A 15,261-nucleotide genomic window follows, 5' to 3' on the forward strand; every position below is an offset into this window, starting at 1 on the left:
ATCTTACCAGTTCGCCGGGCACGCACCCGGTGTTACGGAATCGGCAAACAAAATAATTCCGGTTCGCCTGCAGCGTACTTAGTTCGGCTGCTGAATGCCGGCCAGCACCCAGCCACCTGCGCCCGACAGCGGCTTGGACATGTTCCAGACCTCGACGAACGGCTCTGGCAATGCGTCTTTCGCGCTGCGGATCATGGCGTTGAACTGCACGCTCGCCAGGTAATCGGTAGCCGTCTGCTCGATGCCCAGCAACTGCGCATCGACATTGACGACGTCGGTGAAGTCAGCGACCGCGCCGCGTTCCTGGATCTGCAGCTTGAGTTCAGCGAAGACTTCGGGCGACGTGAATTCGCGCAGGTCGTTCGTGTCGCCGCGATCCCAGGCTGCCTGCATGCGGATGAACGACGACTTTGCGTGACGCAGGAAGCTCTCGCTGTCGAAGTCGGTCGGCACGCCCCATTGCTGGTGCGCTGCCGGGGTAGCGGCATTGCCGAAATTCGCTGCATTCAGGCCGCCGCGGTCCTTTTCCAGCGCAACGCCGCCCTGGAATGCGGTGGGCTGTGGACGCAGGCCCGAACCGATTTCAGGCGTGCCAACGCCACCGGCCGCTTGCGGCTTGAAGCCGCCGCTGAAACCGGCTGCGGATGGATTGGCCGGCGTGTCCTTGCGGCGGAACATGCGCACCAGGAACAGGATGACGAGGCCGAACAGCGCGAACATCAGGATACCCGCGATGATGCTGGCCATGGCGCCGCCAATTCCCAGGTGCGACAGCAGCATGCCAAAGCCAAGGCCCAGCAGCGCGCCGCCAAGGATGTTGCGCATCATGCTTGGTTTCTTGGCGGCAGCTGCCGCGCCCGCGGCGCCAGCGCCGGCCGCAGCTGGCGCGGCCTGGTTCGGGGTCTGGCGCTGCATGTTCTGCGCGGGCGCCGGCGCCGGGGCCGGCATCTGGCGCACGGCCTGCGACTGGCGGCCGACCGAGCGCTTGCCACCCATCGGGCGTGCGTAGGCCTCGGCCACCATCGAGAATGCGGTGACTGCGAGGAGCGTCGTGACCAGGAATTTTTTCATTGTCTCCGTCCTTTATTGGAACTTCAGTTAAAACTACAGCTTGATACCGGTGTGCAAAGCGGCCACACCCGCAGTCAGGTTGAAATACTGGACCCGCTCCAGTCCCGCGTCTTCCAGCATGCCCTTCAGGGTGTCCTGATCGGGGTGCATGCGGATCGATTCGGCCAGGTAGCGATAGCTTTCGGCATCGCCGGCAATCCGCTGGCCCAGCCACGGCAGTACCGAGAACGAATACACGTCATACGGCTTTTGCAGTGGCGCGATCACTTTCGAGAACTCAAGCACCAGCAATTTGCCGCCCGGCTTGAGCACGCGGCGCATCTCGGCCAGGGCCTGATCCTTGTGCGTCATGTTGCGCAGGCCGAAGGCGACGCTGACCCGATCAAAGTAATTGTCCGGGAACGGCAACTTTTCGGCGTTACACAACATGGTTGGGGTGACAAGTCCTTTATTCAAGAGACGGTCACGGCCAACGCGCAGCATCGACTCGTTGATGTCGGTGAGCCAGACTTCGCCTGTCTTGCCGGCCTGCTTTGCGAAGGCCTTGGCCAGGTCGCCCGTGCCGCCGGCGATATCGAGCACCTTGAAGCCGGGCCGCACGCCCGCCTGCGCGATCGTGAACAGCTTCCAGGCGCGGTGCAGGCCGGCCGACATCAGATCGTTCATGACATCGTACTTCGCGGCGACCGAGTGGAAGACCTTGGCGACTTCCTGGACCTTCTGGTCCTCGGCGACGGTCTTGTAGCCGAAGTGGGTGGTGTTTGTCATAGTGGCATGCAGGTTGGGGGTTGCCACATTATACAAGGACCCGGCAGGAGGGCCGCGCTGCTGAGCTGGCTGTTACCAATGGGTTCCACGGGGGCGCTCGCAAGGCCGATTACGTGCCTTGTGTCCGGTTGGATTCAACTTTTTACGCTTGTTGGTTACCCACAACGCATCTGCCCGATAGCGTGCAATTAGGCCAGAATCATCGCACGTGCCTCTTTTCCAAGCCGCTCAGCGCGACTAAGATCATTAGCAACAAACAAACTCTATTTTCAAATAGTTATGCGAAAAATCAAACGTTTGATTCAATATTGCATTTCTCATTAGATTTTTATCAACAGTTGTGCGCCATGTTCGCCACAGTTTTGGTTTAATTAACACGATGTTTCAGCCGGCAAGTGCCGGTCGTTGCGCCCATCGACGTTGCATGGTCCCATGGTGTGCCGGGATGCATCACAGCGTAGCGGGTGCCAACCAGTCTGATGAGGATACCGGTGCCTGTAAAACGTCTTATCTGCATTACGCGTGAAGGCAGTGCGCACGCCCGCGCCTGCCATGGCGCCCTGCCCGGCTGGGATGTCTGCGTGGTCGAGCATCTGACCGCAGCGCGCAAGGTCTTGTCCCAGCAACACTACGGCGTGGGGCTGCTGCTCGACAGCAGCGACGGCGCAGACGATGCCGAGCTCGAACGTTTCCTGCATCAGCACCACCATATGCGCTGGGTTGGCCTCTTCGAAGCGCACCGCCTCGTCCAGCCGGCCCTGCGCGAACTGATTGCGGCGCATCTGGTCGACTTTCATACGCTGCCCGTCGACACGCTGCGGCTGCAGCACTCGCTGGGCCACGCCCACGGCATGGCGAGCATGGCTGCGCGGCCGGCGCCGCACGAGGGCGCACTGCGCGTAAGCCACATCGATGGCACCTCGGCCGCAATCGCCCGCCTGCGCTCGCACATCGACAAGATCGCCGCCGTCGATGCGCCGGTCCTGATCTGCGGTGAAAGCGGCAGCGGCAAGGAGCTGGCTGCACAGGAAATTCACCTGCGTTCTCCACGCGCCACCGGCCCGTTCATTGCCATCAATTGCGCAGCCATGGCGCCGGCGCTGATTCACTCGGAACTGTTCGGCCATGAACGGGGCGCCTTCACCGGCGCCATGCGTGACAAGCAGGGCCTGCTCGAAGCAGCATCGGGCGGCAGCATTTTCCTCGACGAGATCGGCGACCTGCCACTGGACCTGCAGGCAAGCTTGCTGCGTTTCCTGCAAGAGCGCGTGATCTACCGGGTTGGCGGCACGCGCACCATCGCGGTCGATGCACGCGTGATCACCGCCACCCACGTCGACCTGCCCCAGGCCGTTGCCGAAGGCCGCTTCCGCGAAGACTTGTACTACCGCCTCAGCGTGTTCCCGATCCGCGTTCCGGCGCTGCGGGAACGCAAGGAAGACTTGCCGCTGCTGACCGATCTCATCTTCAACAAGTTTGCCAGCGAACGCAGCCCGCAACTCAAGGGCGTGAGCCGCGAAGCCTTGCAGGCCATGACACACTACGACTGGCCCGGCAATGTCCGCGAGCTGATCAACCGCGTGCGCCGCGCCATGGTGTTGGCCGAGCATCGCCTCGTGATGCCGGAAGACCTCGATTTGCCGGGCGTCGGCCCCATCTGCCCGAACGGCGTCGGCCTGGGCACATCGCGCCTGAGCGCCGAACGCGTTGCCATTGGCGAAAGCCTGGCCCGCAGCGGCAATAACATCAGCCGGGCGGCGCGCGAACTGGGTGTATCGCGCATGACGCTGTATCGCCTGATGGCCAAGCACGAGATTTCGGTGTAGGCCGCATGCTTTGCCCCGCGTCGGTCCCGTCCTACCGCGTTTCTCCTTGAATTCACAGGGTTTTTATGCAGCGTGCTTGCCAAGAGGCAGCATGTTGATGTGCCCCGTTCACTCTGTAAACCGGGTCTGGCGGTTGCAAATTGATACAGTTTCTTGATCAATTCTGCAACAGTGTCACATGATCGAGACACTTGTCGATTCGGCTATTGGTGTACTTCATCGTTCTGCGATCGGGCTTGCGAGCTCATCAAATTAGTCCTACAAAATCAAAGACTTGCTCAAGCGGTCTGTGCTGGCACAAGACCTGCTAATACCGAAGTGGACCGGGCGTCACGAGACCTCGGGATACTTAAACCGTGATATTAGGGGAGCAATAATGAAGCGCACTATCCTGGCAACCGCGATCGCCCTGGCTTTCAGCATGGCCCACGCCCAAGAGAACACCGTGAACGACGTCCGTGGCGGCAATACCCAAACGTCGGCGATCACCAATACGACCAACACGGACAGCAGCACGCTGACGGACTCCAGTAACAGCAATAACACTGCGACGACCAACACCACCAATACCGACAACAGCCAGGCGAACAGCAACAACGTCGCGACCAATACCAACAACAGCCAGGCCGACAGCAATAACACGGCGACCAACACCAATACCAACACGAACACGAACACCAGCACGAACACCAACAACAGCCAGAACGACAGCAACAATACGGCCACCAGTAACAGCACGAACACGAATACCAACACGGCCACCAACACCAACACGCAGACCGACAACAGCCAGCGCACCAACACGAACACGAACACCAACACCACCACCAACACGAGCACTGCCAACAACCAGGTGGACAACTCGGACAACCGCGTCACGAACAACACAACGAACAACAGCAACAGCCAGACCAGCAACCAGTCCGACACGCGCAACATGCAGATCGACAGCAACGACACGACAACCACCACCTCCACGACCACCAGCAACAGCGACAGCAGCCAGGACAGCTCGGGCCAGAACAACAGCTCGGGTGACGCCAGTGCCGAAGTGGCCGGCGCCGCAGCAGCCAACAACGGCGGCAGCGCCAGCTCGTCGGTGGCGAACTCGTTCAACACCTCGTCGGCAACCTCGACCAGCGCGCTGACCGGCAATGTCAGCGGCAACACCATCAGCAACATCGGCAACACTGCACAGAACACGGGCGGTGCCAACGGCGCATCCGGTTCGGGCGCCGCAGGCGGCGTGGGCAATGGCGGTGGTGCCAACGGCACCGGCGCAGCCGGCGGCGCAGCCTCGGGCGCAGCAGGCGCGTCAGGTGGCGCAGGCGGCTACGCTGCTGCTGGTACGGCCTCGACGGGCTCATCGAGCGTCGGTAATGCTTCCGGCGGCGCCGGCGGCTCGACGGGCGCTGCAGGCGCCACAGGCGGCGCCGGTGCATCCGGCGCGATGGGTGGCTACGCTGCCGGCGGCAACGGCGCTGCAGGCGGCGCCGGCACAGGCGGCGCGGGTGCAATGGGCGGCGGGGCCAATGGCGGCTCGGGCGCAGAAGGCGGCGCAGCCACCGGCGGCGCAGGCGGCTCGACCGGATCGCTGGCTGGCGGCAATGGCGGTGGCACCGGCGCTGCCACGGGTGGCGCAGGCGGCGCGGGTGGCAATACCGGCTCGGCATGGGGCGGCGCAGGCGGTGCAGGCGGCTCGGGCGGCGCAGGCGGCATGGGTGGCACCTCGGCCGGTTCGAGCCTGACGGCCTCGAACGGCGCCAGCGGCGGCGGCGCCAGCATCGGCGATGCCATGGCAACGACGGGTGCCGGCGGCACACCGGGCAGCGATCCGGCAGCAGCCGGCGGCGCCAGCGGCGCATCGACCAATACCGGTGGCACCAGCACGGCCGGCAGCCCAACCAGCGGCGCCAGCACCAATGGCGCAGGCGACTCGATGGCGGGTGCAGGCGGTGCCGGTTCAGCCGGCGGCGCGGGCGGCTCGGGCGCCGCATCGTCCAATACCTCGGGTAGCGGCGCAGCAGGTGGCGCTTCGACCGGCGGCACCGGCGGCGCCGGCGCGGCACTGGCCGGCACGGGCGGCGCAGGCGCCACCGGCACGGCAGGCGCCGGCGGCTCGGGCGCAGCAGGCACGGCTGGCATGGGCGGCAACGGTGCGACCGGCACCGGTGGCGCTGGTGGCGCGGGCCAGGGCGGCACGGCGGGCGCAGGCGGCATGGGCGGTTCGGGCGCAGAAGCGACCGCCTCGACCGGCGCCAGCGGTGCGGGCGGCGCGGCCACGGGCGGTTCGGCCACGGGCGGCTCGGCCACCTCGGGTGACGCAAACTCGGGCGCTGGCGGCAGCGGCGGCGCTGGTGGTGCAACCACGTCCGGCGCAGGCGGTTCGGGCGGCGAAATGACGGCTGGTGCAGGTACCGGCGGCTTCGGCGGCGCCGGCATGGGCGGCAATGGCGGCACCAACAACGTCAGCTCGGGCTCGTTCGACATGTCGAACTCGATGAACAACATCGCCCAGTCGGCAGCCGGCATCTCGATCATCAGCCAGAACAACGGCTTCTCCTCGCTGATCCAGCAAAGCGTCAACGTGCAGTCGAACATGAACGTCGGCGGCGCAGGCCAGTAATCAGGCAATGGGTGCAGGACACGCAGCAGTCACGCTGCGCGCCCTGCACTCCCGCCATGCGGCGCTTTGCCCGCATGGCGGTCCTTTCGAGCGAGGCATCATGAAACAACTACACCAGATTGGATTTCTCTTGCTGACGGCAGGCGCTGCTCTGCCAGCGGCAGCCCAGGTTACCGAACTGGCCAGATTGCCGGTGGTGGTGAGCTTCTTGTCGACAGTGAACGTGGCGCCAACCCCTGGCGACGATCTCGCGAGCGGTTGGGGCAAGACCACCGACGCCGCTGTCCTGGGCGACCTGCGCGGCGGCACCGACATCATCACCACCGAAGCGACGCTGGGCGGCACGGTCGGCAACAACACGGCCACCAACGTGACCACCGGCATGAACGTGATCAGCGGCGGTTCGTTCGCCAATTCCTCGGGCTTGCCAGTCGTGATCCAGAATTCCGGCGCGAACGTCCTGATCCAGAACGCGACCGTCATCAACCTGCAATTGCAATGAGCATGACGCCAGGCTCTCACTTGATGCTGTTCATCGCACTGTGCGGCGCCCTGCTTGCGCCGCACAGTGCGAAGGCGCTGGACCTGGCCGGCGTCGGGCGCGTCAACGTGCCGGTGACCAGTCTCAAGGACATCAAATTCCAGCGCACGCTGCGCCAGCAATATGACTACAGCTGCGGCGCCGCCGCGCTGGCCACCTTGCTGTCACACCACTACCAGACGCCCACGCCCGAACAGGACGTGTTCCAGCAGATGTACGCCAGCGGCGACAAGACCAAGATTCACAAAGAAGGTTTTTCGCTGCTCGACATGCAGCGCTTTCTCGCCACGCGCGGCTTTCGTGCCGACGGCTTCAAGCTGCCCATTGAAAAACTGATCGCCGAAAAACTGCCGGCCATCGTCCTGATCACCGACCGCGGCTTCAACCATTTCGTGGTCATCAAGGGCGCCGAAGACGGCCGCATCCTGATTGGCGACCCGTCCACCGGCAACCGCGTCGTGAGCATGGAACGGTTCCAGGAAATCTGGCGCAACAAGATCCTGTTCGTGATCCACAGCCACAAGGATCAGGTTGCCTTCAATACACCGGAAGACTGGCGCGGCGCGCCGCGTGCGCCGTTGGGCACCGGCATGCATCAGGACCAGCTCAGCGCGACCCTGCCCAAGTTCGGGCCGGGCGATTTTTAACAGGGACACACCATGCGCTTTCCAACCTTCCCTTTGCACACTGCCCTGCTGGGCCTGCTGAGCCTGCTGAGCCTGTTCATGGGCGCCCTGCCGTTCGCCCAGGCCACCGAGCCGGTCGTACCGGTGCTTGGCAAGCCGGTCGCCGCCGCCACGCTGGACGCCGCCCGTGGCGGCTTCGAAGTGGCCGGCGGCCTGGCGCTGTCACTCGGTATCGAGCGTGTCGTGTCGGTCAACGGCGAAATCATGGCACGCACGAATATCGCGATCCCCGATCTGGCGGCCATGACGGCCGAGCAGGCGCGCCTGACCCAGGATGCGCTGGGCGCGGCGCGGATGATCCAGATCGGCGGCAATAACTATGCCGCTGCCGACCTCAACCTGCCCAACGGTGCGACGCTGGTCCAGAACACGCTCAGCGGCCAGGATATCCGCACGGCGACCACCATTTCGTCGACCGTCAACAGCATGTCGCTGATCAAGGACATCAATTTCCAGTCGACGATCCGTGACGCCGTCATACGTTCGCCGGGCGGACTATGAATGTTCAACACCACCAACAATAACTCTGGAGAATCTGGATGTATCCACACGTCGCGCGGCTCGGCGCTGCGGGCCTGGCGGCGGCCCTTCTGGCGCCGCCTGCACTCGCTCAACAAGGTGTCCCACTGTCGAACAATGGCGCACAGCCATCCCATAGCGAACTGTCGCAGTTGAAGGACGAACTGGCGCAGCAACGCGCGCTGGTCAATCGCCTGCTGCTGGAAGTGCAGGCGCAGCGCGAGCAATTGCAGCGCATGGGGACGCCGGCCGATGGCGTACTGCTGTCGCAGCAGCGCGGCATGGGCGGCTCGATGAGCGGCCAGGCGCCGGTGGCCGAGCCGCCCGTGTTGCCGCCCGCGGTCACGGGCGTACCGGCGCCGCTGCCACCCCAGCAGCGCCCTGACCAGCCCGGCGTACCCGCCCCGGCACCGGCCCAGCCCGCCGCGCCGGCGCAGGCACAAAACACCCGCCAGCAACCGAACCGGCCGCCGGAAGTCGCACCGATCGGCGACCAGCCGGGCGTGCTTACGGCGCCTGGCACCTATGTGCTCGAGCCATCGATGCAATATGGCTACTCGTCGAGCAACCGCGTGGCGCTGGTCGGCTACACGGTGATTCCCGCGCTGCTGATTGGCCTGGTGGACGTGCGTGAAATCAAACGCAACACCTTCACCACTGCGATCACCGGCCGCACCGGCATCAGCAACCGGATGGAAGTCGAGGTCAAGGTGCCGTACGTGTACCGCTCCGACGCTACCGTCAGCCGGGAAATCTTCACCGGGACGGCAGTCGAGCGCGTGTTCGATACGACCGGCAAGGGCATGGGCGACGTCGAAGTCGCCGGCCGCTACCAGCTCAATAACGGCGGCGCCGACAAGGGCTATTACATTGCCGGCCTGCGCTACAAGAGCCGCACTGGCCGCGATCCGTTCGAAGTGGTCACCGATTGCGACCGCCGCTGCATCGGCGAGAACGTCACCGGCACCGGCCTGCCGCTGGACCTGCCCACCGGCTCGGGCTTCCACTCGCTGCAAGCCACGCTGACGTGGCTGTATCCATCCGATCCGGCCGTCTTCTTCGGCAACCTGAGCTACGTGCACAACTTCAAGCGCGACGACGTGACGCGCCTGGTGCGCAATGGCGAACGCGAACCGCTCGGCTCGCTGCAACCGGGCGCCGTGCTGGGCTTTAACTTCGGGATGGGCCTGGCGCTCAACGACAAGGCGTCGCTGAGCCTGGGCTACGACCACAGCACGATCGGACGCATGCGTCAGAACGGCGCGACCTCGATCGGCTCGGTGCGTACACAGCTGGGCACCCTGCTGCTGGGGTACTCCTACCGCCTGAGCCCGAAACGTTCACTCAACATCGCCGTCGGTGCCGGCGTCACGCGTGACACGCCGGATGTGACGCTGACGCTGCGTTTGCCGATGACTTTCTAACCAGAAATTTATTCCTGAAATCGGTCATGCAGGGGGGATGACTTGTGGTAAATACGGAGACGATTGAAAAATCTTGCTTCCAATTTAAGAGTTTGCCCTATAATCAGATTCGCAATGTAAGGCGTCACCCTGGTTTTTGTCCTAGGTACGCAAACAGGGCATCAACGTAAAATTAATTTTTGAGGGAATAAAAATGGCGACTGGCATTGTTAAGTGGTTCAATGACGCAAAAGGTTTCGGTTTCATCACGCCTGACGGCGGCGGCGAAGATCTGTTCGCGCACTTCTCGGCGATCAACGCCAACGGCTTCAAGTCGCTGCAAGAAAACCAGCGCGTGACGTTCGACGTCACCACCGGTCCTAAAGGCAAGCAGGCTTCGAACATCCAGCCGCAAGCTTAAGGTCCGCTGGCCCGCTACGGCGGGCAAGCAACGCAAAAGAGCACATCTTCGGATGTGCTCTTTGTCTTTGTGGCGACCGAAAAGCTGGGGTCAAAAAAGCGGGGGTCAGGTCTGACATTCGGACACGATCTCGACAGTCGGGCAGTTGGACCTGGCTGGCACCGGGCCACGCTAATGCTGTGCAAGACACTATTCGACCTGGTTAAGGCTGAGGTCGTGTCTGAATGTCAGACCTGACCCCGGCTGTGACCCCGGCTGTGACCCCGGCTGTTCGGACACTATTGACCTAGTTAAGGCTGAGGTCGTGTCTGAATGTCAGACCTGACCCCGGCTGTTCGCTGCCGTGACGATCAACGGCGTCCCGGTGGCTTTTGACGGACATGCCACCAGCTGTGGCGCCTGCCTGATGTCGACGGCCACCGACAGCGGCCGCGACTGACGCCGTGCGTTAAATCACTTGCAGCCGCAGCTACCCGAGCCGCAGCCACCGCCGCCCGACTTCGCCGCCGCCACTTCTGCGAACTGCGTCACCGGCGCGCGGCCGCTCTGTTCGTCGTAGCCGGCCGCCTGCAGGCGCGCCACGTACTGCTTCCACAGCGATTCCTGGCTGCGGCCCAGCTCATACAGATAATCCCAGCTGAAGATGCCGGTATCGTGGCCGTCCGAAAAGGTTGGCTTGATCGCGTAGTTGCCGACCTGCTCGACGTCGGCGATGCCGACTTCGCGCTTGCCAAGTTGCAGCACTTCCTGGCCCGGGCCGTGGCCCTTCACTTCGGCCGATGGCGAATACACGCGCAGATATTCGAACGGGAGCGAAAAGGCGCTGCCGTCGTCGTAGGCGACGTCGAGCACGCGCGATTTCTGGTGGACAGTCAATTCAGTTGGATGGGGCATAACACTCTCTATGTCAGGAAAAACGGCGCGCGATGGCAGCGCCCAATTGGTCGTGCAGCGCACGACGCGCCGCGAGGATAGCAGGTTCTGTCGCGCGCACCGCCTGCGCCCATACGGGCGCCGGGAAATGCGCATCGTCGGCGTAGCGCGGGATGATGTGCCAGTGCAGGTGCGGCACCACGTTGCCGAGGCTGGCCACATTGACCTTCAATGGCTGCATCACCTCGCGCACCGCCGTCTCCACCTGGAACACGGCGTCGTTGATCAAGAAGCGGTCATCCGCCGACAGATCACTCATTTCGCGCACATGGTCGTGCCAGATCACGCGGCAAAAGCCGGGATAATTGGCGTCGTCGACGACGATGACGCTGAACTTCTCGCCGGCCCATGCGGCGGGCAGCGACAGGTCGCACAGCTCGCACCCCGGTTCGCGCAGCGCCGTCATACCAGCACCCGCTCGATGCCGCCCGCATTGGCGCGTGCGACGTACTCGGGCAGCCAGTTCTCGCCCAGCAGGTGCTTGGCGATTTCGACGACGATGTAGTCGGCCGTGGTGCCCGAATCGTCGTTGTAGCGGCTCAGGCCCTGCAGGCACGACGGGCAGCTGGTCAGGATCTTGACGTCGCCCTTGAAGCCATCTTCACGCAGCTTGTCTGCGCCCTTGACCATCTCGCCTTCCTTGCGCGAGCGGACCTGGGTCGCGATGTCCGGCCGCGAGACGGCAAACGTGCCCGACTCGCCGCAGCAGCGATCGTTCTTCTCGATCTTCACGTTGTCCACCGTCGACACCAGCGCGTTGACCGTCTTGATCGAATCCTGCAGCTTCATCGGCGTGTGGCACGGCTCGTGGTACATGTAGCGGGTGCCGTTCACGCCTTCGAGCTTGACGCCTTTTTCGAGCAGGTATTCATGGATGTCCATGATGCGGCAGCCCGGGAAGATCTTCTCGAACTGGTACGTTGCCAACTGGTCGTAGCAGGTGCCGCACGAGACCAGCACCGTCTTGATGTCCAGGTAGTTGAGCGTGTTGGCCATCCGGTGGAACAGCACACGGTTGTCCGTCACCATCTTCTCGGCCTTGTCGAACTGGCCGGCGCCGCGCTGCGGATAACCGCAGCACAGGTAACCCGGTGGCAGCACGGTCTGCACGCCCACTTCCCACAGCATCGCCTGGGTGGCCAGGCCCACCTGCGAGAACAGGCGCTCGGATCCGCAGCCAGGGAAGTAGAACACGGCCTCGGTGTCGGCATTGGTCTTCTTGGGATTGCGGATGATCGGGACGATCTTGTCGTCTTCGATGTCCAGCAGCGCGCGCGCCGTTTTCTTGGGCAGGTTCCCCGGCATCTTCTTGTTGATGAAGTGGATGACCTGCTCGCGCACGGGCGCCTTGCCGGTGGTCGGCGCGGGCGCAGCCAGCTGCGGCTTGGCAAAGCCCTTGAGCATGCGGTTACCGAAGCGCTGCGCCTTGAAGCCGAAGTCGACCATCACCTTGCGCGTGGCATTGATGGTGGTCGGATCGGTCGCGTTCAGGAAGAACATCGCCGCGCGGTTGGCCGGCTTGAAGCTGCGCTTGTCCATCTTGCGCAGCAGGTTACGCATATTCATCGACACATCGCCGAAGTCGATATTCACCGGGCATGGCGTGACGCACTTGTGGCACACGGTACAGTGGTCCGAGACGTCCTCGAACTCTTCCCAGTGCCGGATCGAGACACCGCGGCGGGTCTGCTCTTCGTACAGGAACGCTTCGATCAGCGCCGACGTGGCCAGGATCTTGTCGCGTGGCGAATACAGCAGGTTCGCCTGCGGCACGTGGGTCGTGCAGACGGGCTTGCACTTGCCGCAGCGCAGGCAGTCCTTGATGCTGTGGGCGATCTCGCCGATATCGCTTTGCTGCATGATCAGCGACTCGTGGCCCATCAGGCCGAACGACGGCGTATAGGCGTTGCGCAGGTCGGCGTGGGCGCCTTCCAGATTGAGCAGCTTGCCCTTGTTGAAGCGCCCTTCCGGATCGACGCGGATCTTATAGTCGCGGAATTCCTGGATTTCTTCGTCCTTCAGGAATTCGAGCTTGGTGATGCCGATCCCGTGTTCGCCCGAGATCACGCCATCGAGCGAGCGTGCCAGCTTCATGATGCGCTCGACCGCCTTGTGCGCATCCTGCAGCATGTCGTAGTCGTCCGAGTTCACCGGCAGGTTGGTGTGGACGTTGCCGTCGCCGGCGTGCATGTGCAGTGCGACGAACACGCGCGAGCGCAGGATGCGCTTGTGGATCGCCGTGCTCTCGTCGAGGATGCAGGTGTAGGCGCTGCCGTTGAAGATCTGGCGCAGCGGGGAACGAAGCTCCTGCTTCCAGGAGATGCGCACCGTGTGGTCCTGCACCAGGTCGAACAGGCGTGCATCGGGCTGGATCGCCAGGCGCGCATCGAAGGCGGCCGACAGATGGTCGAGCCCGAGCGATTCGAGCCCCTCGCGCACGTCCGCCAGCGGCAGGTCCAGATTGGCCAGGATGAAGGTCCAGCGCTTGGTCACCAGGTCGACCAGCGCGCGCGCCTGCAGCGGGCGGTCGCCCATGATTTCGTCGCGCTCGACGCCTTCGCCGCTGCTGGCGTCATCGCTCTTGGCCAGCGGCAGATGGTCGCTCGCCAGGTAGTTGCGCAGGCCGTCAGCCAGCTGCAGCTTGTTCTTGATCGACAACTCGACGTTGATGCGCTCGATGCCGTCGGTGTATTCGCCCATGCGCGGCAGCGGAATGACCACGTCTTCATTGATCTTGAAGGCGTTGGTGTGGCGCGCGATGGCCGCCGTGCGGGCGCGGTCGAGCCAGAATTTCTTGCGCGCTTCGGGGCTGACGGCGACAAAGCCTTCGCCCACGCGGGTATTCGCGATGCGCACGACTTCGGAGGCAGCCAGCGCCACCGCGTTTTCGTCGTCGCCGACGATGTCGCCGAACAGCGCCATCTTCGGCAGCACGCCGCGTTTGGACTTGGTGGCATAACCGACCGCGCGCAGATAGCGCTCGTCCAGGTGTTCCAGGCCGGCCAGGCGCAGCGTGGAAAACGCCGGGTCGCCGTTCTTCGGCAAGCCGTTGAGGTAATTCGTGATCTCGACGATCGACGGAATCGCATCGCGCGCCTGGCCAAAGAATTCGAGGGCCACGGTACGCGTGAACTTCGGCATCTTGTGCAGGATCCAGCGGCCCGACGTGATCAGGCCATCGGTGCCCTCTTTCTGGATGCCCGGCAGGCCGGAAAGGAATTTGTCGGTAACGTCCTTGCCCAGGCCTTCCTTGCGAAAGCGCTTGCCGTCGATGATCAAGGTCTCGGTGCGGAACGGCGCGCCTTTCGGTGCGCCCTTGACCGACGGGTGCGTCCATTCCAGCAAGAATTCAGCCTGCGGCGCATCGTGGATCTTGCCCAGGTTGTGGGCAATGCGCGTGACATCGAGCCAGTCGCCGTTGGGGTCGACCATGCGCCACGAGGCCAGGTTGTCGAGCGCAGTGCCCCACAACACGGCCTTCTTGCCGCCCGCGTTCATCGCGATATTGCCGCCCACGCAGGATGCGTGCGCCGACGTCGGATCGACCGCGAACACGAAGCCGGCCTTCTCGGCCGCCTGCGACACGCGCTGCGTGACCACGCCTGCATAGGTGTGGATGGTCGCGTACTCGCGGTCCAGGCCCGGCATCGCGGTCATTTCGACTTCGCCGATCCCGATCAGTTTTTCGGTGTTGATCACGGCCGACATGGGCGTGAGCGGAATCGCGCCGCCCGTGTAGCCGGTGCCGCCGCCGCGCGGGATGATCGTCAGACCCAGTTCGATGCAGCCCTTGACCAGGCCGGCCATTTCGTCTTCGGTGTCGGGCACCAGCACCAGGAACGGGTACTCGACGCGCCAGTCGGTGGCGTCGGTCACGTGCGAGATGCGGTGCATGCCGTCGAAGCGGATATTGCGCTTGTCGGTGTAGGCGCCCAGCACCTTCAACGCGCGCTTGCGCAGGTCGTACGTCTCGGAGAATTCGCGACCGAAGTCGTCGACCGCGCGGCGCGCGGCCGCCAGCAACTGCTCGACGGCGCGGCTGCGCGTTGCGGCCACGGCCGGGTCGCCGTCATCCTGGGCGTCGACCGTGGTGCGGCGCTTGTCGACTTCAGCCAGGCGGTGGTGCAGCGCCTCGATCAGGTTGGCCCGGCGCTTCGGGTTGTCCAGCATGTCGTCCTGCAGGTACGGATTGCGCCGCACGACCCAGATGTCGCCCAGCACCTCGTACAGCATGCGCGCCGAGCGGCCGGTCTGGCGGGCGCCGCGCAAGCTGTCAAGCAACTCCCACGACGACTCACCGAGCAGCCGGATCACGATTTCGCGATCCGAGAACGAGGTGTAGTTGTACGGAATCTCGCGCAGGCGCGCGGGGGCGTTATCGGCTAGCAGGGTATGGATGTGTGCGGGGGCGTTCATGAATACTCGTCGACAGTCGGACAGGCCCGAAGGACGTTCATTCTATCGTAT

General features: G+C 63.8%; 12 protein-coding genes and 1 pseudogene. 8 read left to right on the forward strand and 5 right to left on the reverse strand.

The window, feature by feature from the left end:
* Positions 1-78 precede the first annotated feature (78 nt).
* Together IFU00_20560 and ubiE are read right to left on the reverse strand one after the other, a co-directional pair.
* Entirely contained in the window at positions 79-1,071 is a 993-nt protein-coding gene (locus IFU00_20560; GenBank protein MBD8544675.1) for a Tim44 domain-containing protein, read from the reverse strand.
* 33 nt (positions 1,072-1,104) lie between these two features.
* Entirely contained in the window at positions 1,105-1,839 is a 735-nt protein-coding gene (gene ubiE / locus IFU00_20565; protein ID MBD8544676.1) for a bifunctional demethylmenaquinone methyltransferase/2-methoxy-6-polyprenyl-1,4-benzoquinol methylase UbiE, read from the reverse strand.
* 491 nt (positions 1,840-2,330) lie between these two features.
* Between ubiE and IFU00_20570 the strand changes: the two genes are divergently transcribed.
* The 8 genes and pseudogenes from IFU00_20570 to IFU00_20605 all read left to right on the forward strand — a co-directional run bounded on the left by IFU00_20570 (position 2,331) and on the right by IFU00_20605 (position 10,300).
* Positions 2,331-3,665, forward strand: a complete 1,335-nt coding sequence (locus IFU00_20570) for a sigma-54-dependent Fis family transcriptional regulator (protein ID MBD8544677.1) — start codon at positions 2,331-2,333, stop codon at positions 3,663-3,665.
* 376 nt (positions 3,666-4,041) lie between these two features.
* A complete protein-coding gene (locus tag IFU00_20575) occupies positions 4,042-6,291 on the forward strand; it encodes a hypothetical protein (protein MBD8544678.1) in 2,250 nt (749 codons plus the stop codon).
* A gap of 100 nt (positions 6,292-6,391) precedes the next feature.
* A complete protein-coding gene (locus tag IFU00_20580) occupies positions 6,392-6,793 on the forward strand; it encodes a hypothetical protein (protein ID MBD8544679.1) in 402 nt (133 codons plus the stop codon).
* Positions 6,794-6,816: 23 nt separating this feature from the next.
* Positions 6,817-7,479, forward strand: a complete 663-nt coding sequence (locus tag IFU00_20585) for a C39 family peptidase (GenBank protein ID MBD8544680.1) — start codon at positions 6,817-6,819, stop codon at positions 7,477-7,479.
* Positions 7,480-7,614: 135 nt separating this feature from the next.
* A pseudogene (locus tag IFU00_20590) lies at positions 7,615-8,019 on the forward strand (hypothetical protein).
* 38 nt (positions 8,020-8,057) lie between these two features.
* A complete protein-coding gene (locus IFU00_20595; GenBank protein ID MBD8544681.1) occupies positions 8,058-9,461 on the forward strand; it encodes a hypothetical protein in 1,404 nt (467 codons plus the stop codon).
* 193 nt (positions 9,462-9,654) lie between these two features.
* Positions 9,655-9,861: a cold-shock protein gene (locus IFU00_20600; protein ID MBD8544682.1), complete on the forward strand. Its 207-nt coding sequence runs from the start codon at positions 9,655-9,657 to the stop codon at positions 9,859-9,861.
* Positions 9,862-10,192: 331 nt separating this feature from the next.
* Positions 10,193-10,300, forward strand: coding sequence for a PAAR domain-containing protein (locus tag IFU00_20605; GenBank protein MBD8544683.1), 108 nt, complete (start codon positions 10,193-10,195; stop codon positions 10,298-10,300).
* Between the two features lie 14 nt (positions 10,301-10,314).
* Here IFU00_20605 and IFU00_20610 read toward each other — a convergent pair whose 3' ends face one another.
* Genes IFU00_20610 through IFU00_20620 form a run of 3 tightly spaced genes read right to left on the reverse strand, consistent with a single transcriptional unit; the run spans position 10,315 to position 15,210 of the window.
* A complete protein-coding gene (locus tag IFU00_20610) occupies positions 10,315-10,755 on the reverse strand; it encodes a DUF971 domain-containing protein (protein MBD8544684.1) in 441 nt (146 codons plus the stop codon).
* 13 nt (positions 10,756-10,768) lie between these two features.
* Positions 10,769-11,200 carry an HIT family protein gene (locus tag IFU00_20615; protein MBD8544685.1) on the reverse strand — a complete coding sequence of 144 codons (432 nt, stop codon included), beginning with the start codon at positions 11,198-11,200 and terminating at the stop codon, positions 10,769-10,771.
* Positions 11,197-15,210 carry a DUF3683 domain-containing protein gene (locus IFU00_20620; protein MBD8544686.1) on the reverse strand — a complete coding sequence of 1,338 codons (4,014 nt, stop codon included), beginning with the start codon at positions 15,208-15,210 and terminating at the stop codon, positions 11,197-11,199. Before IFU00_20620 ends, IFU00_20615 begins: the two co-directional genes overlap by 4 nt.
* Positions 15,211-15,261: the final 51 nt, after the last annotated feature.

Origin of the sequence: Oxalobacteraceae sp. CFBP 8761 (genome assembly GCA_014841595.1) — a bacterium.
Classification (GTDB): Bacteria; Pseudomonadota; Gammaproteobacteria; order Burkholderiales; family Burkholderiaceae_D; genus Telluria.

What these genes read in the sequence shown, in the direction of transcription:
- IFU00_20560 (MBD8544675.1), bottom strand. Translation starts at nt 1,071, where the DNA reads ATGAAAAAATTCCTGGTCACGACGCTCCTCGCAGTCACCGCATTCTCG.
- ubiE (MBD8544676.1), bottom strand. Translation starts at nt 1,839, where the DNA reads ATGACAAACACCACCCACTTCGGCTACAAGACCGTCGCCGAGGACCAG.
- IFU00_20575 (MBD8544678.1), top strand. Translation starts at nt 4,042, where the DNA reads ATGAAGCGCACTATCCTGGCAACCGCGATCGCCCTGGCTTTCAGCATG.
- IFU00_20580 (MBD8544679.1), top strand. Translation starts at nt 6,392, where the DNA reads ATGAAACAACTACACCAGATTGGATTTCTCTTGCTGACGGCAGGCGCT.
- IFU00_20585 (MBD8544680.1), top strand. Translation starts at nt 6,817, where the DNA reads ATGCTGTTCATCGCACTGTGCGGCGCCCTGCTTGCGCCGCACAGTGCG.
- IFU00_20595 (MBD8544681.1), top strand. Translation starts at nt 8,058, where the DNA reads ATGTATCCACACGTCGCGCGGCTCGGCGCTGCGGGCCTGGCGGCGGCC.
- IFU00_20600 (MBD8544682.1), top strand. Translation starts at nt 9,655, where the DNA reads ATGGCGACTGGCATTGTTAAGTGGTTCAATGACGCAAAAGGTTTCGGT.
- IFU00_20610 (MBD8544684.1), bottom strand. Translation starts at nt 10,755, where the DNA reads ATGCCCCATCCAACTGAATTGACTGTCCACCAGAAATCGCGCGTGCTC.
- IFU00_20615 (MBD8544685.1), bottom strand. Translation starts at nt 11,200, where the DNA reads ATGACGGCGCTGCGCGAACCGGGGTGCGAGCTGTGCGACCTGTCGCTG.
- IFU00_20620 (MBD8544686.1), bottom strand. Translation starts at nt 15,210, where the DNA reads ATGAACGCCCCCGCACACATCCATACCCTGCTAGCCGATAACGCCCCC.